Here is a 24693-nt window from a genome sequence, read left to right as displayed (position 1 = left end):
AGCAGATCATGGGGCCAGGGTGCCGAGCAGCCGCTCCAGGGAACCGCCGAGCCCCCAGCGGGCGGCGAGCGCCGACAGCGCCGCCGGATCACGGGGACCGGTGGGCAGCGCGGGATCGAACGCGGGCAGCGCCACGTCGTCGGCGACCCGTACGACCGTCGGCGCCACCGCCAGATAGGGCCGCGCCGCCTGCAGGCGATTGCGCTGCGAGGGGGTCAGCGCCGAGGACGGGTCCTCGGCCGCGGCCAGGATCCCCGCCAGATCGCCGTACGAGGCGAGCAGCTTCGCGGCGGTCTTCTCGCCGACGCCCGGCACCCCGGGCAGCCCGTCGCTCGGGTCGCCGCGCAGCAGGGCGAGATCGGCGTACCCCGGCCCGTCGACACCGTACTTCTCGCGCAGTACGGCCTCGTCGAACACCGCGAGGTTGCCGACGCCCTTCACCGGATAGAGCACCCGCACGCCGCGTGCGTCGTCGACCAGCTGGAACAGGTCGCGGTCACCGGTGACGATGTCCACCGGCCCGGACGCCCGCCCGGCCAGGGTGCCGATGACGTCGTCCGCCTCATAGCCCTCCGCGCCCACCCGGGCGATGCCGAGCGCGTCGAGCACCTCGTCGATGACCGGAACCTGCGGGGAGAGCGTGTCGGGGACCTGTTCCGCGTCCGGACCCTGCTCGGCTTCCTCCAGCACCCGGTGTGCCTTGTAGGACGGGATCAGCTCGACCCGCCACTGCGGCCGCCAGTCGAAGTCCATACAGGCGACGAGTGCGTCGGGATGGTGGTCCTGGACCAGCCTGGAGACGAAGTCGAGCAGCCCGCGCACCGCGTTCACCGGGGTGCCGTCCGGGGCCCGCACGGATTCGGGCACCCCGAAGTAGGCGCGGAAGTACAGGGACGCGGTGTCGAGAAGCATCAGCCGTGGTGTCATCTGCCCGATCATGCCGCAGGCCGGGCCGCCCCGCGGGTGCGCCCCCGCGGGCTGTCGCGTACCTATGCTGAGCCCATGAGCCGTTCGCACACCTATGAACTGACCGTCCGCTGGACCGGAAACCGGGGCACCGGGACTGACTCCTACCGCTCCTTCGGCCGCATCCACGAGGTGCTCGCGGAGGGGAAGCCGACCATTCCCGCCTCCTCGGATCCGCACTTCCGAGGTGATCCGGACCGGTGGAATCCCGAGGAACTCCTCGTCGCCTCCCTCTCGGAATGCCACATGCTCTGGTATCTCCATCTCTGCGCGACCGGCGGCGTCGTGGTGACCGGATATACGGACCAGCCCGTCGGCACCGTCGAAATGGACGAAGGAGGGCGCGGCGGCGGACAGTTCACCGAGGTCGTGCTGCGCCCCGAGATCACCGTGACGGACGCCTCGATGATCGACCGGGCGGTCGCGCTGCACGCCGAGGTCCCCGCCCGGTGCTTCATCGCCCGATCCGTGAACTTCCCCGTGCAGCACCGGCCGAACGTCACGGCCGCGCCCCCGGCGGGCCAAGCACCGGGCCAAGCACCGGCCGCCGGCGGTTAATTCACATGACGCGCGCCGTGCTTGCTCCTAATCTCATGGGCGTGAACGAACGCACCTCCCGGTGCGAAGACGACGGTTACTTCGGTTGATTCGGGTTCAATTCCTGAGACTCGCCGCTCCGGCGGAGAGCAGACCGTCGTCACATCTCTGATCTCGGGAGGCGCGCTCGGCACACCGGAGCGCCCGGTGCGCAGGTGACGGCTACTTCTTGTGGTGAATCACCGTCGCCGATTCTTTGAGAACTCGGGCGTCTCCGGCATGCCGTCGCGCGCTCCCCTCGCGCTCGGTTCGGGGGAATCATGAGCAAGTTCAATCGCACGCTTCCGCGTAACGCGCTGACCGTGACCCACGAGGGCGGCAAGGCATTCGTACGTGACGCCAAATCCGAGCTGGTCCTGCTCGCCGTCGTCAACATGGTGGGTGAGCAGACCTTCTACGAGGAGGCGGGGGAGCGCGACGAGCGCTACGCCCGGCTCGTACGCACCGTCGCCGTCGAGGACGATGCCTGGACCGCCCGCTTCCTGACCTGGCTGCGCGGCGAGGCACAGATGCGCTCCGCTTCGCTGGTGGCCGCCGCCGAGGCCGTGCACGCGCGGCTCGCCGCCGGACTGCACGGCGGCAACCGGGAACTCGTCGGCGCGGTGTGCCTGCGGCCGGACGAGCCCGCCGAGTTCCTGGCGTACTGGATGGGCGCCCACGGGCGCACCCTGCCCAAGCCGGTCAAGCGCGGCCTGGCGGACGCGGTGCGCCGGCTGTACGGCGAGCGCGCGCTGCTGAAGTACGACACCGACGGCAGCGCGTTCCGCTTCGGCGACGTGCTGGAGCTGGTGCACGCGGCGCCCGAGCGGGAGAAGCCGTGGCAGGGGCCGCTGTTCCGGCACGCCCTGGACCGGCGGCACGGCCGGGGGCAGGACGTACCGAGCGAGCTCGGTACCGTGCGGGCCCGCGCCGAGCTGACGGCGCTGCCGGTTGAGGAGCGGCGCGCCGTGCTGACCGCCCCGGACGCCGCCGCGACGCTGCGGAACGCGGGGATGACCTGGGAGGCGCTGGCGGGCTGGCTCCAGGGGCCGATGGACGCGGCGGCGTGGGAGGCCGTGCTGCCGTCGATGGGCCTGATGGCGCAGCTGCGCAATCTGCGGAACTTCGACGAGGCCGGCGTGTCGGACGCGGTGGCGCAGCAGGTGATCGACCGGCTGTGCGACCCGGCCGAGATCGCGCGCTCGCGGCAGTTCCCGTACCGCTTCCTCTCGGCGTACCGCGCGGCGCCGTCGCTGCGCTGGGGCCACGCTCTGGACCGGGCGCTGACGGCGGCGACGGCCAACATCCCGGCTCTTCCCGGCCGCACGCTGGTCGTCGTCGACACCTCGGCGTCGATGACCGGTGCCGTGTCCGGGCGCTCCAAGGTGCGGCACGTGGATGTCGGCGCGCTCGTCGGGGTGGCTCTGGCGCACCGCGGCTGTGCGGTGGATCTGGTCGGTTTCGCCTCGGACTGGTTCCGGCACCCGATCACCGCGGGTGGCTCGGCGCTGCGGGAGATCGACAGGTTCTGCGCACGCATCGGTGAGGTGGGCCACGGCACCCGCACGGTGGAGGCGCTGCGCGGGGCGTACGACGGGCACGACCGGGTCGTGGTGATCTCGGACATGCAGGCCTTCCCGGTCCACGGGCCGCGCGGGCAGGTCGCGGTCTCCGAGGCGGTGCCGGCCCGGGTGCCGGTGTTCGGCGTCGACACCACCGGCTACACGGCGGCGACGATCGACGCGACCAGGCCCCACCGGTACGACATCGGCGGTTTCAGCGACAAGCTGTTCACGATGATCGACCTGCTGTCGCAGGACCGCGGGGAGGGGGCTCCGGCCTGGCCTTGGGAGGCCGCGGCCTGAAGGGCGGCGCTGGCTCCGGCATGGGGGATGCAGGCCCGGCCGCTGCGGACGCCGCCGCCCACGGAGAAGAGGGAATCGAGCAGGCCCCTCGCACCGCCGCGGTGCGAGGGGCCTGCTCGACCGCTCGCCGATCGGGGTACGGTCCGGACGGACCCATCGGGCCGGCGAGCCCGGAGAGAACCGGAGAGACGAGGCACGCCATGGTCAGCACCGGCACCGGCACCGGCACCGTGCGGAGGGTGGTCTCGCTTGTCCCCTCGCTGACCGAGGCGGTCGCGGTCACCGAGCCCGGTCTGCTGGCCGGGGTGACCGACTGGTGCAGTCACCCGCCCGGTCTGGAGGCGATCCGGGTGCGCGGCACGAAGAACCCGGATGTGCCCGCGATCATCGACCTCGCCCCCGACCTGGTCCTCGCCAACGAGGAGGAGAACCGGGCGCCCGACCTGGACGTGCTGCGCGCCGCCGGACTGCGCGTGCTGGTGACCGAAGTACGCACGCTGCCGCAGGCGTTCAGCGAGCTGGAGCGGGTCCTGGTGGAGGGCTGCGGGCTGACCCGCCCCGCCTGGCTGGACGAGGCGGAGGACGCCTGGCGGGCGGCGCGGACCGAGTGCGGGGCGGCGGCTGTCGTGCCGGTGTGGCGCAGGCCCTGGATGGTGCTGGGCCGGGACACCTTCGCGGGCGACCTGCTCGCGCGGCTGGGCGTGCGCAACGTGTACGCCGGGCACGCCGAGCGCTATCCGCGCGTCCCGCTGCCCGAGCTGAACGACGGGCGCGCCGATCTCGTCGTGCTGCCCGACGAGCCCTACCGCTTCACCCCCGAGGACGGCCCCGAAGCCTTTCCCGCACTGCCCGCCGCGCTCGTCAGCGGACGTCATCTGACCTGGTACGGGCCCTCGCTCAGCGAGGCGCCGGAAGTTCTCGGGCGGGCCCTGCGAGCAGCGCTCCGCTGACCAGACCGCGCAGGGTGCACACGAAGGCCGTCGCCCACGCACCTACCAGCAGCGCGTACAGCCCGCCCGCGAGCCAGTCCAAGGAGGCCAGTCCGGAGTGCCGGGCCAGTGAGGCCGAGCCCGTCACACAGGTGCCGACCGGGAAGGTGAACGCCCACCAGGCAAGGGAGAAGCGCATACCGAGCCGCGCGGCACGTACCACCAGGGCCGCGGACAGTGCCAGCCACAGCAGCGCGAAACCCATCACGGGCACGCCGTAGAGCATCGCGGCGGCGCCGAAGGGGCCGGGCGCGGCGTCGGCGAGGCTGCCGACCGCCGTCGTGGACTGCCCCAGCGGCCCCAGCACGAGGAACATCGTCGGCGTCAGGGCCAGGGGGAGTGCACCGTGGTGCAGCAGCCGCGCGAAGACCACGGGCAGGATCAGCAGCGTGGCGCACAGGCTCAGCCCGAACAGGGCGTAGCAGCCCAGCAGCAGGGCCGTCCGGGGCTGCCCTGGTGGCAGGTAGGCAGCCAGGGGTGGGCCCAGCGCGGCCGAGACCATCGGCGCGACCACCGGCAGCAGCCAGACCGGGGTCGCGTCGCCGGGCGCGATCCGGTGCCGGGTGATCATCAGATACGGCACTCCAGCCGCCGCCGCCAGCGCTGCCACGGTGCCCGCCGTCCACAGCACACCGTCGATGACCGGGCCGCCCGGCACCCCGGTGGCCAGCGCCGCGCCGCCCACCGCGAGCAGGGCCATCGCCATGCAGCCGTGGAACGGCGCGACGGCCGGATCCAGCAGCTGCGCCCCGGCCCGGTCGGGGTGCCGGACCCAGTGCACGGCGCGGGCGGCGAGCAGCGCGGCCAGCATCAGCGCGGACAGCGCCCAGACGCCGGCCAGACCCGGTATCCGCACGGGCAGCGCGGCGCCGGCACCGGCGACGATGGCGGTGCCCATGACCGAGGCGTACCAGTTGGGACCGAGGTAGCGGACGGACGGGGAGGCGGGCGCGGGGACGCGGGCCGGGATGGGGTGCGGCGCGGGGGGCGCTTGAGCGGAGATCGGGTGAGCGGGAGTCATGTCCCGAACGGTCGTCCCGCCGGGCCGCACCCGCCAGAGTGCGGCCGGCTATCAGGGCATAAGCTGGGGTTATGAGCGGTGCCGGTGCACACGGCGGCAGCCCGGCCTCCCCGGCGGGCCCGGAGAACGGCCTGGGGCTGTCCCGGCGGGTCCCCGACCTCGGCGCGTTGCAGCTGCTGCTCGCGGTCGCCCGGCTGGGCAGCCTCGGCCGGGCGGCTCGCGAGTGCGGGGTGAGCCAGCCCGCCGCCAGCAGCCGGGTACGGGCGATGGAACGGCAGCTGGGCATCGCCCTGCTGGAGCGTTCGCCGCGCGGCTCGCGGCTCACCGGTGCCGGGGCCCTGGTCACCGACTGGGCGCGGCGGATCGTCGAGTCGGCGGAGGTGTTCGACGCGGGAGTGCAGGCACTGCGCGGCCGCCGCGACTCCAGGCTGCGGGTGGCGGCCAGCATGACGATCGGCGAGTACCTGCTGCCCGGCTGGCTGATCGCGCTGCGCGCCCGGCACCCGGACACCGTCGTCTCGCTCGCCGCGGGCAACTCCGCCTTCGTCGCCGAGCGGCTGCGTTCGGGCGAGGCGGACCTCGGCTTCGTGGAGGGGCTCACCGTGCCACAGGGGCTCGACGGCGCCGTCATCGGCCACGACCGGCTGCTGGTCGTCGTCCCCCCGGCGCACCCATGGGCCCGCCGCCGCAGGCCGCCGGACGCGCGCGAACTGGCCGCCACCCCGCTCATCCTGCGCGAGGAGGGGTCCGGCACCCGCGAGGTGCTGGCGGGCGCGCTGGGCGAACTGGCCGTGCCGCTCCACGAGTTCCCCTCGACCACCGCAGTGAAGGCGGCCGTCATCGGCGGCGCGGGTCCGGCGGTGCTCAGCGAACTGGCGGTGGGCGAGGAACTGGCCGCCCGGCGGCTGGTGGCGGTGCCGGTCGAGGGCGTCGCACTGCGGCGGGCGCTGCGCGCCGTATGGCCGAAGGGGCAGCGCCCGCCCGCCGGTCCGGTGCGCGATCTGCTCGGCCTCAGCAGGCTCCGGCGCTGACGGTGCCGTCGGTGTCGCCGCTGCGCCCCGCACCGGTGGCTCCGGGGCGGGCGGCCCGGTGCGCGGGTCGCCCGCGATGTCGGGCGGGAGCAGTACGGCGAGGCAGTCCGCGCGCCGCACCCACAGGTGGTATCCGGCCGGAGGCAGTGCGGCGGGCTGCCGCCAGCGCACCTCGGGTTCCAGGTAGGTGCTGATGCCGATCAGCGGTGCGGACAGGGCAACCTCCAACGGGCTGCGGGGCTGCGGGGCTGCGGGGCTGCGGGGCTGCGGGCGCGCCGGGACGGGGGCGGGGAGGCCCACCCGCACCGCGCCCTGCCTCCGGAATCCATGCTGTCGGGGTGCCCGCACCGGATCCGCCGCCTTCTCCGGCCGATTAACGCACCGGAAAGCCCTCCTGGCGCGTCGCTCGTACGTTTGTTGCCCTAGGGTTTGTCCGTGACCATGACGACTCCGCCCGGCTGGTTTCCAGACCCTGGGCACACAGGCAATGGCCCCGCCCTGGAGCGCTGGTGGGACGGCTCGGCTTGGACGGAGCAGACCCGCGCTCCGGGCTACCCGCAGATGCCGATGGCGACGCCGCCCGGGGTTCCTCCCGGCCAACGCCCCAAGGGGCCGCTGATAGCGGGGATATGCGCGTCCGTGGCGGTCGTGGTGGCTCTGATCATCGGCAGCGTGCTCGTCTTGGCCGACGACTCCGGCGACGACTCCAAGGACGACAAGGCGAAGGACAAGCCCTCACCCACCGGACCGGACAAGCCGGGTGAATCAGGCGAACCGGATGACCCGGACGACGTACCGGAGGAGCCCGCCCCGAGCGGTGAGCCCGGCAGCATCGCCGAGGGCGTGAAACTGCCGCTGCTCGGCGGCTGGCAGCGCACGGAGGGCACCGGGGGCGCGGCGGTCACCATCGGCCCGTACAAGTGCCCCGGTGACAAGGAGCAGGGCTGCGTGCGCGGCGGCGCGGCCGTGATGAACGCCTCCGCGGGCGAGGAGGACGCCGAGACACTCGCCAAGGCCGACATCGAGCCCAATGCCCAGCAGTCGTACGGGGCAGAGGTCTACGGCGGGATCGAGTCGCACAAGGAGCTGCTCTCCGAGAAGGTCTCCGTCGCGGGCGAGGACGGCTACCGTGTCCGCTGGCAGCTGGAGAACAAGCTCGGACCGGACGCCTACATCGAGTCCGTCGTCTTCCCGCACCCCGACGGCTCCGGCCGGATGCTGGTGATCCGCAGCGGCTTCGACATCCATGACGAGGCGCCGCCGCTGAGCGCCATGGACAAGCTGGTCAAGGGCGTCACAGAGGGCACGGTCGCGGACGACGACGGAAGCAGCGAGCAGGTGTAGGCGGGCGGACAGAGCGCAGGGCCTGTCCGCCCGGTACGGGGCGCACCGTCACAGGAAGGTGTGCCCCTCGCCCCGGTACGTCGGCACCGTGGCGGTCACCCGCTCGCCCTCGACCAGATGCAACCGGGTGAAGTGCTCGCACATCTCCCCGGACTTGGCGTGCCGGAACCACACCTTGTCGCCGATCAGCAGATCGTCCGCCGGAGTGCCCAGCAGCGGCGTCTGCACCTCGCCCGGCCCCTCCATCGCGTCATAGCGCAGTCCCGGCGGGAGGTACGGCTGCGGCAGCCGGTCCCGGCCGTGCGCCCCGGAGGCGGGGTAGCCGCCGCCCAGCACCGTGACCACACCCGGGCCCGGCCTGCGCACCACCGGCAGCGCGTACAGTGCCGCCGCCCGGCCGGTGAAGGAGGTGTAGCCGTCGAAGAGCCGCGGCACGAACAGGCCGGAACCTGCCGCGATCTCCGTCACCGCCGCCTCCCGCGCCGTGTGCTGCACGCTGCCCGTGCCGCCGCCGTTGACGAACTCCAGGTCCGGGACGACCGCGCGCACCGCCCTCACGGCCGCCGCTCGGCGCACCGCCAGCTCCCGGCGTGCGGCTGACTGCATCACCCGGATCCCCCGGGACCGCAGTGGCTGCCCCGCGACCGCGTCCGGGACACCCGCGACATGCCCCTCGTAGGCCATCAGGCCCACCAGCCGGAATCCCGGCCGGCGCAGCACCGTACGGGCCATCGCGGCCAGTTGGGCTGGGGAGTGCAGAGGGGAGCGGCGCGCACCTATCCGGACCCGGCCTCCGAGCAGCCGCAGCGAGGTGTCCAGCTCCAGACAGACCCGGATCTCCTCACCGCCGCCGTTCCGTGAGGCGTCGATCAGCGCCAGTTGGGCCGGATCGTCGATCATCACCGTCACCGTCCGCGCCAGCTTCGAATCCGAGGCCAGCTCCGCGAAACGGGCCCGGTCGGCGGACGGATAGGCGAGCAGCACGTCCTGCACACCGGAGCGCGCCAGCCACAGGCACTCGGCAAGGGTGAAGCCCAGCACTCCCGCGAAGCCGTCCGTCGCCAGCACCCGCTCCAGTAGCGCCCGGCAGCGTATCGACTTGCTGGCCACCCGCAGCGGTTTGCCGCCCGCACGGCGGCGCAGGTCGGCGGCGTTGGCGTCGAAGGCGTCCAGGTCGACAAGGGCCAGCGGGGCGTCCAGCTCCGAGGTCGCACGGTCGTAGCGGGACCGGTCGGCGGCGAGGTCGGCAGTGGTGTCGAACACCCTTGGCAGATTGCCAGACCTTCGGGCCGGCGCACAGACCCCGGAAGGGAAGTGTCGCGGAGCCTCGCGGCGGTGCCACCCTGCGGCGTACGGCGGGCAGACGGGTTGTCGGGCACGGCTGTCCGCCCCGTAGAGTAACGCCCCGGTGCGCGGTAGCGAGTGGACCAGTGAGCGGAGTCGCAGGGCGCCGGGAGCCCGCTGGCTGTCGTGCACCAGGTCGTAACCGCGCACACCACACCTCGGCAGGAGCAGCGGCATGCTGTCCGGATACCAACCAGGCTTGCGCGGAACGGCACTTGTGCGGGCGGCGAGGCGCGGAAAGGGCTGCGAATGAGCGCAGAAGCCGACTCCGCGCACTCCGAGCGCGTGCCGAGGCAGCCGACGGCGCCCCCGCGCCCACCGGCACCGCCACGCCCCGGCACCGGGCCCCCGCCGCCGGCGGGCAGGCCCCTGGCGGGCGCGGACCGCGCCACCATGCGCGCTCCCGGACCGCCCCCGCAGCGTGCCCCGGCCAACGGTCCTTCGGGCGGCTCCGCGACCGCCCCCGCAGGTGTCCCCGCGTCAGCTCCGGCACGGCAGGGCGAAAACGGCGGGCGCCGGACCGCGGGCGAACGCGAGACCGGCCGCCCCGGAGCCCCGGAGCGGTCGAGGCATCCCCGGCCGCCGCTGCCCAGCGCTCCGCCGCAACCCCCGCCGCCCACCGGCGAGCCCATCGTCGCGCCGCGCCGTGCCGCCTCCGTGCCCGGTCCGGCCGACCTCGCCGGACCGCCCACCTTCCGGTTGCGGCCGATCACGGCCGAGCGCCGCCGCCCGCCCGTGCGCACGCTTCTCGCCGTCGCCTGCCTGGTCCTGGGTACGGGTCTGCTCGGCGGTGTCGGCACGGGCATCTGGTTCACCGGCGACGCCGACGCCGAGCCCGCCGCAGAGGCCGATTTCGACACGTCCCGCGAGCTGTGGCACAACGTCCCCGTCGACACTCTCTTCCCTCGCGAGATCACCGGGAAGGGAGCGGGCCCCGGCGGCGCCGACCGGGCCTGGACCAGGGTGGCGGTCGCACCGGACAGCACCTGCCGGAACGCCTTCGACCCGCTGCTCGGCAAGGCGCTCAGGGCGGTCGGCTGCGAACGGCTGATCCGCGCCACCTACGCCGACGAGACGAGCAGCAGCGTGACGACGGTCGGCGTCGTCTTCACCGAGGCCGATGAGGAGGGGATGCGGAAGCTGCGCGAACGGTTCGCGGACGAGAAGCTCTCCGAGCGCGGCGACCTGATGCCCCGTACCTACCCGGGACGCGGCACCGTCTCCGCCGACTTCGGCGACGCACAGCGCGCGAGCTGGACCCTCGGCGTCCTCACCGAAGCCCCCGCGGTCGTCTACGCGGTCACCGGCTTCGCCGACGGCCGTACGGTCAGCGATCCGCAGCCCGCCGCCGAAGCCACCGCCAAGGACCAGACCTCCGCCGCGGCGCAGGCGGGGCTCGGGCACGACGCCAAGAGCCTCGCGGACCGGATCGAGAGCGGCCTCCGCGAGCAGCTCCCCGGCGCGGACACGGAAGACAAGTGATGACAGCGCACCACCTCCGCCCTTCGGGGCATCCCCGGCGCACGGCGACGCTCCTGCTCGCCCTGCTCCTCGCCGCCTGCACGCTGCTCACCTCGGCCCCCGGCACGGCTTTCGCGGCGGACGGGGACATCCAGCGTCGGCAGTGGGGCCTCAAGGCGGTCAACGCCGGAGACGCCTGGAAGACGACCAAGGGCGAGGGGGTGACCGTCGCCGTCCTGGACACCGGAGTCGACGGCAGCCACCCCGACCTGCGGGGCTCCGTGCTCACGGGCAAGGACATGGTCGGCTTCGGCGCCGCCCGCGGCGATGCGCCCTGGGCCCGGCACGGCACCGCGATGGCCGGGATCATCGCCGGGCACGGTCACGGACCGGACGCGTCCGAGGGCCTGCTCGGCGTCGCCCCCGAGACGAAGATCCTCCCGGTCAGGGTGCTGCTGGAGGAGGGCGACCCGCAGCGCGACAAGGCCCGCAGGGACCGCGGCGGCGCCCTCGCGGAGGGCATCCGCTGGGCGGTCGATCACGGCGCCGACGTCATCAACCTCTCTCTGGGCGATGACAGCGACTCCGCGCACCCCGAACCCCGCGAGGACGCCGCCGTCCGGTACGCGCTGCGCAAGGGCGTCGCCGTCGTCGCCTCCGCGGGCAACGCCGGTGAGGACGGCGACCATGTCTCCTACCCGGCCGCCTACCCCGGCGTGATCGCCGTCGCCGCAGTCGACCAGAGCGGCGCCCGCGCCTCCTTCTCCACCCGCCGCTGGTACGCCACCGTCGCCGCACCGGGCAAGGACGTGATCATCTCCGAGCCCGACCGCCGCTACTACGAGGGCTGGGGCACCAGCGCCGCCGCCGCCTTCGTCTCCGGAGCGGTCGCGCTCGTACGTGCCGCACACCCCGACCTGACCCCGGCGCAGATCAAGGACCTCATCGCCGACACGGCCCGGAACACCCCGGAGGGCGGCCGCAGCGACGCGCTGGGGACCGGCATCGTCGACCCCGCCGCCGCCATCGAAATGGGCACCGATCTCTCCGCGCGCACACTGGAGCCGAGCAGACTGCCGCAGGAAGAGCGCTACTTCGGCACCGGGCCCGACCAACAGGACGGTGGCGGCGGCGGCTGGCTCGCCCCGGTCGCGGGCGTCTGCGGCGTGCTGCTCATCGGGGTGGCGCTCGCCCTGCTGCGAGGGTTCAGACTGCGGCTGCGGCCCGGCCTGCCGCGCAGTTGACGCGCCCCCACCTGCTGGGTGGTGGGCGAAGACGGTGTGAGGACGCCCGATACGCTCGCGTCATGGAGCCCAAGAACATCCCCGACCCCGGTTTCGAAGGCGACGACGGCTCGGCCGACCCCGCGCTGTCCGAGGCGCTCGCCGCGTGGAAGGCCGACCCCGCCACCGAACCGCGGCTGCTCGCCGCGCTGTCCGGGGCGCGGCTCCTGGTCCCGGTGGTCGCGGTGCTCAGGGAGGCGGAGACCGGCCCGGACGGGCTGCGTCGCGACAAGTCCAGCGACATGGCGGTACCCACCCTGACCGCCCCCGGCGGTCGCCGAGCGCTCCCCGCCTTCAGCTCCACCGAGACCCTCGCCCGCTGGCAGCCCGACGCGCGTCCGGTCGCCGTACGGCTGCCGCAGGCGCTGCGCGCCGCGGCACAGGAGCAGGCCGACACGCTCGTGATCGACCTGGCCGGTCCGGTCACCTACGAGCTGACCGGCAGCGGTATGCGCGCCCTCGCGAACGCCGGTGCGGGGGAGGGCGGACCGCTCCGGGACCCGGACGTCATGACGGCGCTGCGCACCGTACTGGCGGCGGAGCCCGCGGTGCGGGGCGCCCAGCTCGTCCCCGCCGGGGAGGCCGGGGAGGCCGGGGGCCCAGCTGGCACCGACGGCACCCTCGCGCTCGCACTGGCGCCGGAGGCGGACGTCCCCGCCGTCGCCCAGCGGGTCGCCGGGGCTCTGGCGGCGGACGAGACCCTGCGTGCCCGGCTCGTGCGCGGGCTGGACCTCGCCCTGCTGCCGCCCGATGGCACCCTGCCCGCGACAGCGCTCTACCGGCGCTGACCGCGGTCCGCCGCCACCCGCATGCCGCGCTCCGGGTGCGGGCCATGCGGGCACCGTCCGACACTCAGGGAGACCTCGCTGATCCGCGATCACCCTGACAGGAGGGCGTCATGTCCCAGGAGCGGGAGACTGCGCCGGACGACGAACCCGGCGGCGGCCGGGGTGAGGGCCGCCGGGCCAGGGCAGCGAGCTGGAGTTCCGGTCTGCGGACGCGGCTGACCAGCCAGGTGGCGCCGGAGATCCTGGCGGCGGAATGTCTCGGCACGCTGCTGCTCGTCTTCTTCGGCGTGGGTGCCGCCGTACTGTCCGCCGAGTACATCGGCACGCTGGGCATCGCCCTCACCTTCGGGCTGGTCCTGCTGGCACTGGCATACGCGCTCGGAGCGGTCTCCGGCTGCCATGTCAACCCGGCGGTCACGCTCGGCATGCTGATCGGCCGGCGCATCGACCTCGCGATGGCCGTGCGCTACTGGGTGGCCCAGGTCCTCGGTGCGATCCTCGGTGCGCTGCTGCTCTTCCTCGTCGCCAAACAGGTGCCGGGGATCGAGACGAGTGAGAGCTTCGGCAGCAACGGCTTCGGTGACCGCTCCGCCGTGCACATCAACACCGGCGGGGCGTTCGTCGCCGAGGTGGTGCTGACCTTCCTGCTGGTGTTCGTGGTGCTCGCGGTGACCCACCGGGTGGCCGTCACCGGCTTCGACGGGCTGCCGATCGGCATGGCGCTGGCGGTCGTCCACCTCGTCGGCATCCCGCTGACCGGCACCTCCGTCAACCCGGCGCGCAGCATCGGGCCCGCGCTGTTCGCGGGCGGTGCGGCGCTGAGTCAGCTGTGGCTGTTCCTGGTCGCACCGCTGCTCGGCGGGGCGCTCGCGGCGCTGGCGCACGGCGTGACGCATCCGCCGACCCTGGGCCGGCCCGCGTCCGTCAGCCGATGACCGGCCCGGTGTACTTCTCGCCCGGACCCTGCCCCGGCTCGTCGGCCACCAGGGACGCCTCGCGGAAGGCGAGCTGGAGCGACTTGAGCCCGTCACGCAGCGGGGCCGCGTGGTATGTGCCTATTTCGGTGGCGCTGGCGGTGACCAGGCCGGCCAGCGCCTGGATGAGCTTCCGCGCCTCGTCCAGGTCCTTGTGCTCGTCCCCCTCTTCGGCGAGACCGCACTTGACGGCGGCGGAGGACATCAGATGGACGGCCACCGTCGTGATCACCTCCACGGCCGGCACGTCCGCGATGTCGCGGGTCAGGCCGTCGAAGTCCGGGGTGTTCGTCTCGTGGGGCGTCGTCGCGGGGTCGCTCATGGCCCCCAGCCTAGTGCTGCGCCGCAACAGGCCGAGGGCCCTGGTCGGCGGCGGGCACCCACCCCCGAATGCTGGTATGCTCGAACATCGACCGGCCGAATGCGCGAGCCCCACCGACGTGGGCCTCCGGATCCGGCCCGCAAGTGGAGGCTCCGATCTCCCACCCAGTGGTCCTACGGACCGCGGGTCAAAGGTCAGGCTGCGCCCCGCCTACGCGGTGGTGCTCCCGGTCTGTGAGGAGCCCCGCCTGTGTCCCGTGCGGGGTTTTTTGCGTGCTTCGTACGGTGGTCACCATACTCATAAGACTCATGCACGGCCGTCCGCCAGACCGCCGTGTGGTGGACCCGAGGAGGCCCCATCAGCGCCGAGCCCCGTATCAACGACCGGATTCGCGTCCCCGAGGTGCGACTCGTCGGTCCCAGCGGCGAGCAGGTCGGCATTGTGCCGCTTGCCAAGGCCCTGGAGCTGGCACAGGAATACGACCTTGACCTGGTCGAGGTGGCGGCGACAGCACGTCCGCCGGTGTGCAAGCTCATGGACTACGGAAAGTTCAAGTACGAGTCGGCCATGAAGGCCCGTGAAGCGCGCAAGAACCAGGCGCACACGGTCATCAAGGAGATGAAGCTCCGGCCGAAGATCGACCCGCACGACTACGACACCAAGAAGGGTCATGTCGTCCGGTTCCTCAAGCAGGGGGACAAGGTCAAGATCACGATCATGTTCCGCGGTCGTGAGCAGTCCCGCCCCGAGCTGGGCTTCCGGCTGCTTCAGCGGCTGGCCGACGATGTGCAGGACTTGGGCTTCGTGGAGTCCAATCCCAAGCAGGACGGCCGGAACATGATCATGGTTCTTGGCCCGCACAAGAAGAAGACCGAGGCGATGGCCGAGGCCCGCGAGGCCCAGGCCGCCCGTAAGGCCGGCCGCCAGCCGGAGAACGGCAGCGCCGAGGAGCTCGAAGAGGAGCCTGCCGAGGCGCCCGCCGAGGAGCCCGCGGAGGCATGAGCCCCTCCCGGCCACGGCCGGGACCAGCAACCGACCAGCTTGACGCTTCCGCATGCCGGTATGCCTGGCAGGGAGCGCCAACGACGAGGAGAGACGGCGACATGCCGAAGAACAAGACGCACAGCGGTGCCCGTAAGCGCTTCAAGATCACCGGCACCGGCAAGGTGATGCGCCAGCGTGCAGGTCGCCGCCACTACCTGGAGCACAAGCCGTCGACGCTGACGCGCCGCCTGGCCAACGACGTCGAGACGGCTCCGGCCGACGCCAAGAAGATCAAGAAGCTTCTCGGCAAGTAAGCCCCGTTCGACCGGGACCCCATCGATCTGGACCGTGTGAGTCACCCGCGGTTCCGCTACAAGGAGTTATCAAGTGGCACGCGTCAAGCGGGCAGTCAACGCCCAGAAGAAGCGCCGGGCGATCCTCGAGCAGGCGAGCGGCTACCGCGGCCAGCGCTCCCGCCTGTACCGGAAGGCGAAGGAGCAGGTCACCCACTCCCTCGTTTACAACTACAACGACCGCAAGAAGCGCAAGGGCGACTTCCGTCAGCTGTGGATCCAGCGGATCAACGCTGCCGCCCGCGCCAACGGCATGACCTACAACCGCTTCGTCCAGGGTCTGAAGGCCGCCAACGTCGAGGTGGACCGCAAGATCCTGGCGGACCTCGCGGTCAACGACGCGAACGCGTTCGCCGCGCTCGTCGAGGTGGCCCAGAAGGCCCTTCCGAGTGACGTCAACGCGCCGAAGGCCGCCTGAGAGTCCCTCACCGAGTCTTCGTGCCCGGACCCGCAGGCCCCGTGCCTGCGGGTCCGGTGCGCTCCCGGGGCCATGAGCGTCCCCGGGAGCGCCCCGCGCAGGCCCTGAGGCGACGAGGCCCGGACCCACACCTGACGAGGAAGGCCCCTGCGTGAACCCCCCGTCCTCCGCGCGCGTAGCCGCCGCCCGACGGCTCGCCCGCCGCGCCCACCGCAGCAGGGAGCGCCGCTTCCTCGCCGAGGGCCCGCAGGCCGTACGGGAGGCCGCCGTGCACCAGGTGGAAGGTGCCCCGGCGCTGCTGGAGCTGTTCACCACCGAGGAGGCGGCCGAGCGGCATGCCGAGGTCCTCGACCGGGCCCGGGAGGCGGGAGCCCGCGTCCATCTCGCGTCGGACGCGACCCTCGCGGAGCTCTCGCAGACCGTCACTCCGCAGGGCCTGGTCGGCGTCTGCCGGTTCCTGGACCACCCGTTCGACGACGTACTGACCGCGCGGCCCCGGCTGGTGGCCGTCCTGGCGAACGTACGCGACCCCGGTAACGCGGGCACGGTGCTGCGCTGCGCGGACGCCGCCGGGGCCGAGGCCGTGGTGCTGACGGACGCCTCCGTCGACGTCTACAACCCTAAGTCCGTACGGGCGTCGGTCGGTTCCCTCTTCCATCTGCCGGTCGCCGTCGGGGTGCCCGTCGAGCGCGCCGTCGCGGGCCTGCGCGGGTCCGGGGTGCGGGTACTGGCCGCCGACGGTGCGGGGGAGCGGGACTTGGACGCCGAGCTCGACGGCGACCGCCTCGGCGGCCCCACCGCGTGGATCTTCGGCAACGAGGCATGGGGCCTGCCGGACGGCACCCGCGCACTCGCCGACGGGGTGGTGCGGGTGCCGATCCACGGCCTGGCCGAGAGCCTCAACCTCGCCACCGCCGCCGCCGTATGCCTGTACGCCTCCGCCCGCGCCCAGCGGGCCGCCGGAGGGTGCCGTGCGGTCACGAGGGAAGAGTGACGGCCTGGTGCACCAGGCCGTAAAGTGGCCGCTCGAAGCCCGGGCGGCAGGGGAGGGGGCGGGGCGGTATGGAGGTCAGTGCGCGGGACGGCTCCGTGCGCCCGGTCTTACCGGAGTTCACCGAGCTGGGTCTGCACCCCGACGACCTGCCTGACGGCCTCGTCGTCGCCGACCGCACCGGCCGGGTGATCTGCTTCAACGCCGCCGCCGCCCGGATCTGCGCGCTGAGCCCGCCGCAGGTGCTGGGCCGCCCCATTCAGAGCGCGCTGCCGTTGCAGGACCTCGAGGGCAACCGCTGGTGGCGGCTGACCGATCCGTATGGCGGTCTCGCCACCCGCACCGGGCAGCCCGAGCGCGGTCTGCTGCTCGGCGGGCGGGAGATGCTGGTCTCCGCGCGCTATGTCCGCACCGGTCCGACCGGGCCCCTGCACCGGCTGGTGGTGACGCTGCGGGGCACCGAGGCGCGGCGCCGCTCCGAGCGCAGCGACGCCGAGCTCATCGCCACCGTCGCCCATGAACTCCGCTCGCCCCTCACCTCCGTCAAGGGGTTCACCGCCACCCTGCTGGCCAAGTGGGAACGCTTCACCGACGACCAGAAGCGGCTGATGCTGGAGACCGTCGACGCCGACGCGAACCGGGTGACCCGGCTGATCGCCGAACTGCTGGACATCTCCCGGATCGACTCCGGGCGGCTCGAAGTCCGCCGTCAGCCGGTCGACATGGCCGCGGCAGTCCGCCGCCACGTCGCGGCCCACACGGTGGCCGGGCAGCCCGCGGGCCGCTTCGTCACCCGTGTCGAGGAGCCGCTGCCCCCGCTGTGGGCCGACCCAGACAAGATCGACCAGGTGCTGGGCAACCTGCTGGAAAACGCGGTGCGCCACGGCGAGGGAACTGTCACCCTGCATGTGGCACCAGATACCCGCCATCCCCGAGATCCGCACCACCCCCAAGACGAGGGAACGGCTGTCACCGTGAGCGACGAGGGTTCCGGCATCCCCGAGGAGTCGATGAGCCGCGTCTTCACCCGCTTCTGGCGGGGCAGCAGACGCGGCGGAACCGGCCTGGGCCTCTACATCGTCAAGGGCATCGTCGAGGCGCACGGCGGCCGTATCACCGTCTCCCGCGCGGCCGGTGGCGGCGCCCGGTTCCGATTTACGCTGCCCGCGGGCGCCCCGGCCTTCCTGGCCTGACCTGCCCGCGGGCTCCCCCGCAGACGTCCGCGCGCCGCGTACCGGCGCCGCGTCGGGCAGGGTTCGCCCCGCTCGACGCCCTGGCACGGCCATCGGCCGCGTTGCCCGATCGGCCGAGCAGGCCCGCTACGAGGCCGGTCGGGCGCCCTGCCGCTGACCGCACCAGGACGCCTCGCTACCGGGCAAACCCTGCCCGACGCGGTGCCAGCAGCCGCGTTCCGTTCACGGGTGGGACGGGCCCACCCCCGGGCGGAACGTAGACTCGACCCCTGGCACGCAGCGCAGTCATGCCACGCAGTCACGCCACACGGAGACACGGGAAGAAATGTCGGCACCCAATAAGTCATACGACCCAGTAGAGGTCGAGGCACTGAAACCGGAAATGATCGACGCGGCGCGGGACGAGGCGCTCGCGGCGATCGCCGCGGCCCCCGACCTGGAAGCACTGCGTGAGATCAAGGCCGCCCACGCCGGCGACCGCTCCCCCCTTGCTCTGGCCAACCGCGAGATCGGCGCTCTGCCACCGCAGGCCAAGGCGGAGGCGGGCAAGCGCGTCGGCCAGGCACGTGCAGCGGTCGGCAAGGCGGTCAAAGCGCGCCAGGAGGAACTGGAGGCCGCGCGAGACGAGCGGGTGCTGGTCGAGGAGGCGGTGGACGTCACGCTGCCCTACGACCGCGTGCCCGCCGGCGCCCGCCACCCGCTGACGACCCTGTCCGAGCGGATCGAGGACATCTTCGTCGCGATGGGTTACGAGGTCGCCGAGGGGCCCGAGGTGGAGGCGGAGTGGTTCAACTTCGACGCCCTCAACATCCCCCCGGACCACCCGGCCCGCACGGAGCAGGACACCTTCTTCGTCCGTGCTCCGGCAGGCGGCGAGCCTTCCGTCGAGGGCGAGTCGAGCCCGCTCGTGCTGCGGACGCACACCTCACCGGTGCAGATCCGCTCGCTGCTGGAGCGTGAGCCGCCGGTCTACGTCATCTGCCCCGGCCGCGTCTTCCGTACGGACGAACTGGACGCCACGCACACCCCGGTCTTCACCCAGGTCGAGCTGCTCGCCATCGACGAGGGCCTGACCATGGCGGACCTCAAGGGCACCCTGGACCACATGGTCCAGTCGCTCTTCGGCGAGGGCATGCGCACCCGGCTCCGGCCGTACCACTTCCCGTTCACCGAGCCGTCCGCCGAGATGGACATGGTCTGCTATGTCTGCCACGGCGCGTCCGTCGGCGACCCGGACCGACCCTGCCGCACCTGCTCCAGCGAGGGCTGGATCGAGCTCGGCGGCTGCGGCATGGTCAACCCGAGGGTGCTGACCGCCTGCGGTGTCGATCCGGAGAGGTACAGCGGATTCGCCTTCGGGTTCGGTATCGAGCGGATGCTGATGTTCCGCCACAACGTTGAGGACATGCGAGACATGGTCGAGGGTGACGTGCGTTTCACCAGGCCGTTCGGGATGGAGATCTGATGCGCGCCCCGCTTTCCTGGCTGCGGGAGTACGTCGACCTGCCGGCCGGCGAGTCCGGCCGTGATGTCGCGACGAAACTGATCGCGGCCGGGCTGGAGGTCGAGACGGTCGAACGCCTCGGCGACGGACTCCAGGGCCCGCTGGTCGTCGGCGAGGTCCTGACGGTCGAGGAGCTGACCGAGTTCAAGAAGCCCATCCGCTACTGCCAGGTGGATGTGGGCGCCGCCAACGGCACCGGAGAACCGCAGAACATCATCTGCGGCGCCAGCAACTTCGCGGTCGGCGACAAGATCGTGGCCGTGCTCCCGGGCGCCACCCTCCCCGGCGGTTTCCGGATCAGCGCGCGGAAGACCTACGGCAGGGTCTCCGAGGGCATGATCTGCTCGGCCGCCGAGCTGGGCATGGGCGACGACCACGACGGCATCATCGTGCTGCCGCCCGAGTACGAGCCCGGCACCGACGCGATCGCCCTGCTGGAGCTGGTCGACGAGGTGCTGGACATCGCCGTCACCCCGGACCGCGGCTACTGCCTGTCGCTGCGCGGCATCGCCCGCGAGACGGCGATCGCCTACGGCCTGCCGCTGCGCGACCCCGCACTGCTCGACGTGCCGGCCCCGAACTCCTCCGGGCCGCCGGTGCAGATCGCCGACCGGCACGGCTGCGACCGCTTCACCGCCCGCGCCGTCACCGGCCTGCGCCCGGAGGCCCGTTCGCCGCTGTGGCTGCAGCGGCGGCTGCAGAAGGCCGGCATGCGGCCCATCTCGCTCACCGTCGACGTCACCAACTACGTGATGCTGGAGCTCGGGCAGCCGCTGCACGCCTACGACCGGGCCCGTATCGAGGGCGCGATCGGCGTACGGAGGGCCGTGCCGGGCGAGAAGCTCACCACCCTGGACGGCGCCGTCCGCCCGCTGGACATCGAAGACCTCGTCATCACCGACGACCGGGGCCCGATCGGGCTGGCCGGAGTGATGGGCGGCGCCAACACCGAGATCGCGGACGCCGCGACCGGCGCGGCGGCCAGCACCGAGGTCGTCATCGAGTCGGCGCACTTCGACGCCGTCTCCGTGGCCCGCACCGCGCGGCGCCACAAGCTCTCCTCGGAGGCGTCCCGGCGCTTCGAGCGCGGGGTCGACCCGCAGGCGGCGGCAGCCGCGGCCCAGCGCACCGTCGACCTGCTGGTGCTGCTCGCGGGCGGCACCGCCGAGCAGGGCGTCACCGAGATCGCCACCCCCAGCGGACCCCGCACGGTCCGGATCGCCGTGGACCACCCGGACCGGGTCGCAGGGGTGGCATACGGGCGGGAGACCGTCGTACGCCGCCTCCAGCAGGTCGGCTGCGATGTCTACGGGCAGGACGAACTGACCGTCACCGTGCCGTCCTGGCGGCCTGACCTGCGCGACCCGAACGACCTCGCAGAGGAGGTCATCCGGCTGGAGGGCTACGAGAACCTGCCCTCCACACTGCCCAGGCCCCCGGCGGGCCGTGGGCTGACCGGGCGGCAGCGCCTGCACCGCAGGGTCGGCCGCGCGCTGGCCGGAGCGGGGTATGTCGAGGCGCTGAACTACCCGTTCATCGGCGCACCCGTCCTCGACCAGCTCCTGCTGCCCGCCGACGACCCGGCCCGCCGTACGGTCGAGCTGGCCAACCCGCTCTCCGACGAGGAGCCGTTGCTGCGCACGATGCTGCTGCCCGGCCTGCTCGCCGCGCTGAGGCGGAACGAAGGGCGCGGCAGCCAGGACAGCCACGGCGGCCTCGCCCTCTTCGAGACCGGCCTGGTCTTCCGGCCGACCGGTGAGGAGACCGAGGCCGTACGGCTTCCGGTCGGCGCCCGGCCGAGTGACGCGGACCTCGCCGCGCTGGACGCCGCGCTGCCCGCCCAGCCCCGGCACGTGGCGGTCGTCCTCTCCGGCGCCCGCGAACAGGCGGGCTGGTGGGGCGGCGAGCGCGCCGGTGACTGGGCGGACGCCGTCGAGGCCGCCCGTACGGTCGCGGGCGAGGCAGGGACGGAGCTTTCCGTGTCCGCCGCCGCGTACGGACCCTGGCACCCGGGCCGCTGCGCCCGGCTGTCCGCCGGCGGGCAGACGCTCGGGCACGCCGGGGAGCTGCACCCGCGTGTCGTCAAGGCGCTGGGGCTGCCCGCCCGCACCTGCGCCATGGAGCTCGACCTGGACGCGCTGGAGCGGGCCGGGGCGGGAGCGGTAACGGCGCCCCGGGTCTCCGGCTATCCCGTCGCCACTCAGGACGTCGCGCTGATCGTGCCCGAGAGTGTCCCGGCGGCGGAGGTCGAAGCCGCACTGCGGGCCGGTGCGGGGGAACTGCTCGAATCACTGCGGCTGTTCGACGTCTTCACCGGAGAGCAGGTCGGCGAGGGGCGCAAATCCCTTGCGTACGCGCTGCGTTTCCGCGCGGAGGACCGTACGCTCCGGGCGGATGAGGCGTCCGCGGCGCGGGACTCCGCCGTCGCCTCCGCCGCCGAGCGGACGGGCGCGGTGCTCCGGGGCGGTAACGGATAGCGGGCGGCCCCGTGCCCCGTCGAGAGCCGGAACGCCGCTGAAGCCCTGCGCCGCCCCCGGCGCAGGGCTTCGGCCGTTACGAGAACGTGTCGGCGACCACGGAGGCCGCCTCCGCGATCAGTTTGTCGTCGTGGTCGTCGTCCTCTTCGCTGCGGTTAGACATGATCGCCAGGACGATCGGGGCCCCGTCGTCCGGCCACACCACGGCGATGTCGTTGCGGGCGCCGTAGCCGCTGCCGCTTCCGGTCTTGTCGCCGACCACCCAGCCCTCGGGCATCCCGGCCCGGATCAGGTCGTCTCCGGTGGTGTTGGTCCGCAGCCACTTGGTGAGCTGCGCGCGGTCTCCCTTGCCGAGGACGTCACCGAGCACGTACGCGCGCAGGTCCTTGGCCAGCGCCTCCGGTGTGCTCGTATCCCGCGTGCTGCCCGGGGCCCAGCGGCTCAGCTCCGGCTCGCGGCGCTCCATCCGGGTGACGTCGTCGCCGATCTTCTCGAGTTCGGCATCCAGGGCCTTGGGACCGCCCAGCGCGTCGAACAGCAGGTTGGCCGCGGCGTTGTCGCTGTAACGGACGGCGGCCTCGGACAGCGCGCTCAGGCTCATCCCCGTCTCGACGTGCTTCTCGGTCACCGGAGAGTGGGCGATCAGATCATCCGGGGAGTATTCGATCACCTGCTCCATCTCGCTGGGGGAGTGCTTCTGCAGCACGGCCGCGGCGGCCAGCGCCTTGAAGGTGGAGGCGAAGGCGAACCGCTCACCCTCGTTGTAGGCCACCTCCCGCCCGGTGCCGGTGTCGACGGCGTAGACACCCAGCCGCGCGTCGAACTTGCCCTCCAGGTCCTTGAACTCGGCCTTGAGCGCCTTCGCGTCCGCACTCGGAACCGTCGTCGCGGAGGCCGGGGGCGAGGGGTCCGCCGAGGCCGGGGAGGCGGCCGGGGAAGCGTCCTGGCCGCAGGCCACCAGCGGGACGAAGGCGAGTGCGGCGAGCGCACCGAGAACGGTGCGCCGGGCACGGATGTGCTGCATGGTCCAACCTCCGGGGTGCCCCGCGACGCGAGGCGCATGGGGGATGGAGTGACACGGCCCCATCCCGGTGCGCGGTCATGAGCGGTGACGAGCTGTCATGAGTGCCAGGAACACCCTCACCCTCGCGTTGCCGTGCGGTCCAATACGCTGACCCTTGCGAGCTGATCCACTCTCTGTCTCACACCAGGTCGACGGCCTGGCGGGGGTCCGGTGGCCCGGCGGTCGGTGCGGACAGCGAGGTTCCGGCGCGGTTCCGGCTGCCCCCGTAATTGCCCCCATTTCATCCGATCGAGTGGAGAATGTGCCGAGAGGTTCCAGCTCGGCGCGCCAACTGGTCACAATCGGCGTGATCGACAGGGCCCCTGGTCGAGAGATCCTCAGCGGGGCCCGCGAGGGGGCCGTCAGTGTGATCGGAACCAGAGCGGACATCGCCGGTGCGGCAGTCCCAGTCCCATGTGCCGTTTCCACCCCGGCCATTCCACGACGCGCCCTCCGGGGGCTCGTGCACGGCCTGCCCGGACTGTGGCTCCTCGCCATCGCGGGCTGGCAGTTCATCCACTACGGCGACGTGTTTCTCGCGCCGCTGCTCGCGGCGACGCCGGTCATCGCCGCGGCGGGCAGCGGACGCCGTCCGTGCGTGGTGGCCTCCGGCGCGTGGTCGCTGATCGTCCTGGTCTCACTCGCGGGCGCCGGTGTGCACGGCACCGGGCACCTGGTGGCCACCTGCGGTGCCATCCTCGCCGTCGCGGCGGCGGGCTACGCTGCGGCGGGGCGGCGGACCAGGCTCACGCACGAACTGCGGCTCACCCGCGAGGCGGCCACAGCCGCGCAGGACGCCCTGCTCCGGCCGCTGCCGCCCCGTCTCGGCGGCCTGGAGATGGCCGCCGGGCATCTGTCGGCCACCCGTGGCGCCACGCTGGGCGGCGATCTCTACGAGGCGGCGGCCACCCGGTACGGCGTGCGGTTGGTGATCGGTGATGTCCGCGGGCACGGTCTGGGAGCGGTCAGCACGGTGGCGGCGGTTCTCGGGGTCTTCCGCGAGGCGGCCCACGACGAAGCCGAACTCGCCGGTGTGCTGCGTCGCCTTGAGCGCGGTCTCCTGCGCCACCTGGGAGACCGGCGCGTGCTCGTGGACGACCCGGCGGACGCGGCCGAGGTGTTCGTCACCGTCCTGCTGCTGGAGGTGGGGGAGGACGACACGGTGACGGCCTTCAACTGCGGCCACCCCTGGCCGTATCTGCTCGGCCCACAGCTGGGCGGTGCGGGCCGGACCGGCGCCGTGGCCCTACCGGTGACCGAGGAGGAGCCGATGCCGCCGCTCGGCCTGTTCCCGCTGCCCGCGACGCTGCCCGACCCCTATCGGCTGGAGCTGCCGCCAGGCGGGACGCTGTGCCTCTTCACCGACGGCGCGCAGGACGCCCGCGACTCCGGCGGCGGCAGCTTTCCGCTGCCGGAAGCGCTGACCCGCGCCTTCACGCGGACGGACGGCCGCCCGGCGGCGCTGGTACACGCTGTACGCCAGGCGCTGCTGGGCCACACCGGCGGGCGGCCCTGCGACGACGCGGCGGTGCTGGTGCTGCGCGGCAAGGGGGTCAGCTCGGTCCGCCGGCAGCCGGTCGCCGAGCACGCCGCCTCCGGGTGACCGCCCCGCCGGCTGGGCGGTCGCCGGGTCAGTCGTATGCTCAGGACCAGCCGGACGGTGATCGGCTTGGTAGCGCTCTTGCAGGACCGCCCGGACGGCATCGATGGTCTCCCATGCCCACGCCTTGGCCGTCTTCCCCTCGT

General features: G+C 73.0%; 22 protein-coding genes. 17 read left to right on the top strand and 5 right to left on the bottom strand.

The genetic code is table 11. The features are described 5' to 3' along the window. Positions 1 to 6: 6 nt before the first annotated feature. Entirely contained in the window at positions 7 to 927 is a 921-nt protein-coding gene (locus tag LHJ74_RS01855; protein ID WP_260215613.1) for a 5'-3' exonuclease, read from the bottom strand. A gap of 75 nt (positions 928 to 1002) precedes the next feature. On the opposite strand from LHJ74_RS01855, the gene LHJ74_RS01850 reads away from it, so the two are divergent. The 3 genes from LHJ74_RS01850 (at position 1003) to LHJ74_RS01840 (ending at position 4357) form a co-directional block, all read left to right on the top strand. Beyond that, positions 1003 to 1524, top strand: a complete 522-nt coding sequence (locus LHJ74_RS01850) for an OsmC family protein (protein ID WP_260215612.1) — start codon at positions 1003 to 1005, stop codon at positions 1522 to 1524. 299 nt (positions 1525 to 1823) lie between these two features. Further along, on the top strand, positions 1824 to 3407 hold the full coding sequence (locus LHJ74_RS01845; RefSeq protein ID WP_260215610.1) for a TROVE domain-containing protein: 1584 nt from the start codon (positions 1824 to 1826) through the stop codon (positions 3405 to 3407). 200 nt (positions 3408 to 3607) lie between these two features. Next, positions 3608 to 4357 carry a helical backbone metal receptor gene (locus LHJ74_RS01840; RefSeq protein WP_260215609.1) on the top strand — a complete coding sequence of 250 codons (750 nt, stop codon included), beginning with the start codon at positions 3608 to 3610 and terminating at the stop codon, positions 4355 to 4357. Here LHJ74_RS01840 and LHJ74_RS01835 read toward each other — a convergent pair. Continuing rightward, complete coding sequence (locus tag LHJ74_RS01835; protein ID WP_260215608.1) at positions 4305 to 5417, bottom strand: SLAC1 family transporter; 1113 nt, start codon at positions 5415 to 5417, stop codon at positions 4305 to 4307. The two genes, LHJ74_RS01840 and LHJ74_RS01835, sit on opposite strands and share 53 nt — an antisense overlap. Positions 5418 to 5488: 71 nt before the next feature. On the opposite strand from LHJ74_RS01835, the gene LHJ74_RS01830 reads away from it, so the two are divergent. Both LHJ74_RS01830 and LHJ74_RS01820 read left to right on the top strand, forming a co-directional pair. Next, positions 5489 to 6448 carry a LysR family transcriptional regulator gene (locus LHJ74_RS01830; protein ID WP_260215607.1) on the top strand — a complete coding sequence of 320 codons (960 nt, stop codon included), beginning with the start codon at positions 5489 to 5491 and terminating at the stop codon, positions 6446 to 6448. A gap of 441 nt (positions 6449 to 6889) precedes the next feature. Next, complete coding sequence (locus LHJ74_RS01820; protein WP_260215938.1) at positions 6890 to 7792, top strand: DUF2510 domain-containing protein; 903 nt, start codon at positions 6890 to 6892, stop codon at positions 7790 to 7792. 48 nt (positions 7793 to 7840) lie between these two features. On the opposite strand, the gene LHJ74_RS01815 is transcribed toward LHJ74_RS01820, so the two are convergent. Further along, on the bottom strand, positions 7841 to 9055 hold the full coding sequence (locus LHJ74_RS01815) for an amino acid deaminase/aldolase (RefSeq protein WP_260215606.1): 1215 nt from the start codon (positions 9053 to 9055) through the stop codon (positions 7841 to 7843). Between the two features lie 330 nt (positions 9056 to 9385). On the opposite strand from LHJ74_RS01815, the gene LHJ74_RS01810 reads away from it, so the two are divergent. The 4 genes from LHJ74_RS01810 to LHJ74_RS01795 all read left to right on the top strand — a co-directional run bounded on the left by LHJ74_RS01810 (position 9386) and on the right by LHJ74_RS01795 (position 13603). Then, complete coding sequence (locus LHJ74_RS01810; protein WP_311203240.1) at positions 9386 to 10618, top strand: hypothetical protein; 1233 nt, start codon at positions 9386 to 9388, stop codon at positions 10616 to 10618. Further along, positions 10618 to 11841: a type VII secretion-associated serine protease mycosin gene (gene mycP / locus LHJ74_RS01805; protein ID WP_260215605.1), complete on the top strand. Its 1224-nt coding sequence runs from the start codon at positions 10618 to 10620 to the stop codon at positions 11839 to 11841. The genes LHJ74_RS01810 and mycP overlap by 1 nt, the downstream gene beginning before the upstream one ends. A gap of 62 nt (positions 11842 to 11903) precedes the next feature. Further along, positions 11904 to 12668, top strand: coding sequence for an SseB family protein (locus LHJ74_RS01800; protein WP_260215604.1), 765 nt, complete (start codon positions 11904 to 11906; stop codon positions 12666 to 12668). Between the two features lie 110 nt (positions 12669 to 12778). After that, positions 12779 to 13603 carry an MIP family channel protein gene (locus LHJ74_RS01795; protein WP_260215603.1) on the top strand — a complete coding sequence of 275 codons (825 nt, stop codon included), beginning with the start codon at positions 12779 to 12781 and terminating at the stop codon, positions 13601 to 13603. Here LHJ74_RS01795 and LHJ74_RS01790 read toward each other — a convergent pair. Next, a complete protein-coding gene (locus LHJ74_RS01790; protein WP_260215602.1) occupies positions 13593 to 13964 on the bottom strand; it encodes a DUF1844 domain-containing protein in 372 nt (123 codons plus the stop codon). The genes LHJ74_RS01795 and LHJ74_RS01790 overlap by 11 nt on opposite strands. A gap of 333 nt (positions 13965 to 14297) precedes the next feature. Here LHJ74_RS01790 and infC point away from each other — a divergent pair, with 333 nt between their 5' ends. The 7 genes from infC (at position 14298) to pheT (ending at position 21884) form a co-directional block, all read left to right on the top strand. Next, positions 14298 to 14966 (top strand): translation initiation factor IF-3, encoded by a 669-nt coding sequence (gene infC / locus LHJ74_RS01785; protein ID WP_260215601.1) that lies wholly within the window; start codon positions 14298 to 14300, stop codon positions 14964 to 14966. A gap of 101 nt (positions 14967 to 15067) precedes the next feature. After that, entirely contained in the window at positions 15068 to 15262 is a 195-nt protein-coding gene (gene rpmI / locus LHJ74_RS01780) for a 50S ribosomal protein L35 (RefSeq protein ID WP_027751204.1), read from the top strand. 73 nt (positions 15263 to 15335) lie between these two features. Further along, positions 15336 to 15719, top strand: coding sequence for a 50S ribosomal protein L20 (rplT, locus tag LHJ74_RS01775; protein WP_260215600.1), 384 nt, complete (start codon positions 15336 to 15338; stop codon positions 15717 to 15719). A gap of 151 nt (positions 15720 to 15870) precedes the next feature. Then, positions 15871 to 16713, top strand: a complete 843-nt coding sequence (locus LHJ74_RS01770) for a TrmH family RNA methyltransferase (RefSeq protein ID WP_260215599.1) — start codon at positions 15871 to 15873, stop codon at positions 16711 to 16713. A gap of 68 nt (positions 16714 to 16781) precedes the next feature. Beyond that, positions 16782 to 17903 (top strand): sensor histidine kinase, encoded by a 1122-nt coding sequence (locus tag LHJ74_RS01765; protein WP_260215598.1) that lies wholly within the window; start codon positions 16782 to 16784, stop codon positions 17901 to 17903. Positions 17904 to 18228: 325 nt separating this feature from the next. Further along, entirely contained in the window at positions 18229 to 19368 is a 1140-nt protein-coding gene (gene pheS / locus LHJ74_RS01760) for a phenylalanine--tRNA ligase subunit alpha (RefSeq protein ID WP_260215597.1), read from the top strand. Then, positions 19368 to 21884: a phenylalanine--tRNA ligase subunit beta gene (gene pheT / locus LHJ74_RS01755; RefSeq protein ID WP_260215596.1), complete on the top strand. Its 2517-nt coding sequence runs from the start codon at positions 19368 to 19370 to the stop codon at positions 21882 to 21884. Before pheS ends, pheT begins: the two co-directional genes overlap by 1 nt. A 76-nt stretch (positions 21885 to 21960) precedes the next feature. Here the strand turns inward: pheT and bla are convergent, their stop codons facing one another. Continuing rightward, a complete protein-coding gene (gene bla, locus LHJ74_RS01750; protein ID WP_260215595.1) occupies positions 21961 to 22908 on the bottom strand; it encodes a class A beta-lactamase in 948 nt (315 codons plus the stop codon). A gap of 502 nt (positions 22909 to 23410) precedes the next feature. Here bla and LHJ74_RS01745 point away from each other — a divergent pair. Continuing rightward, positions 23411 to 24550, top strand: coding sequence for a PP2C family protein-serine/threonine phosphatase (locus tag LHJ74_RS01745; RefSeq protein WP_260215594.1), 1140 nt, complete (start codon positions 23411 to 23413; stop codon positions 24548 to 24550). Positions 24551 to 24693 lie beyond the last annotated feature (143 nt).

Origin of the sequence: Streptomyces gossypii (assembly GCF_025165795.1) — a bacterium.
Taxonomy (GTDB): Bacteria; Actinomycetota; Actinomycetes; order Streptomycetales; family Streptomycetaceae; genus Streptomyces; species Streptomyces gossypii.
This window is presented reverse-complemented; position numbering and strand designations above follow the sequence as displayed.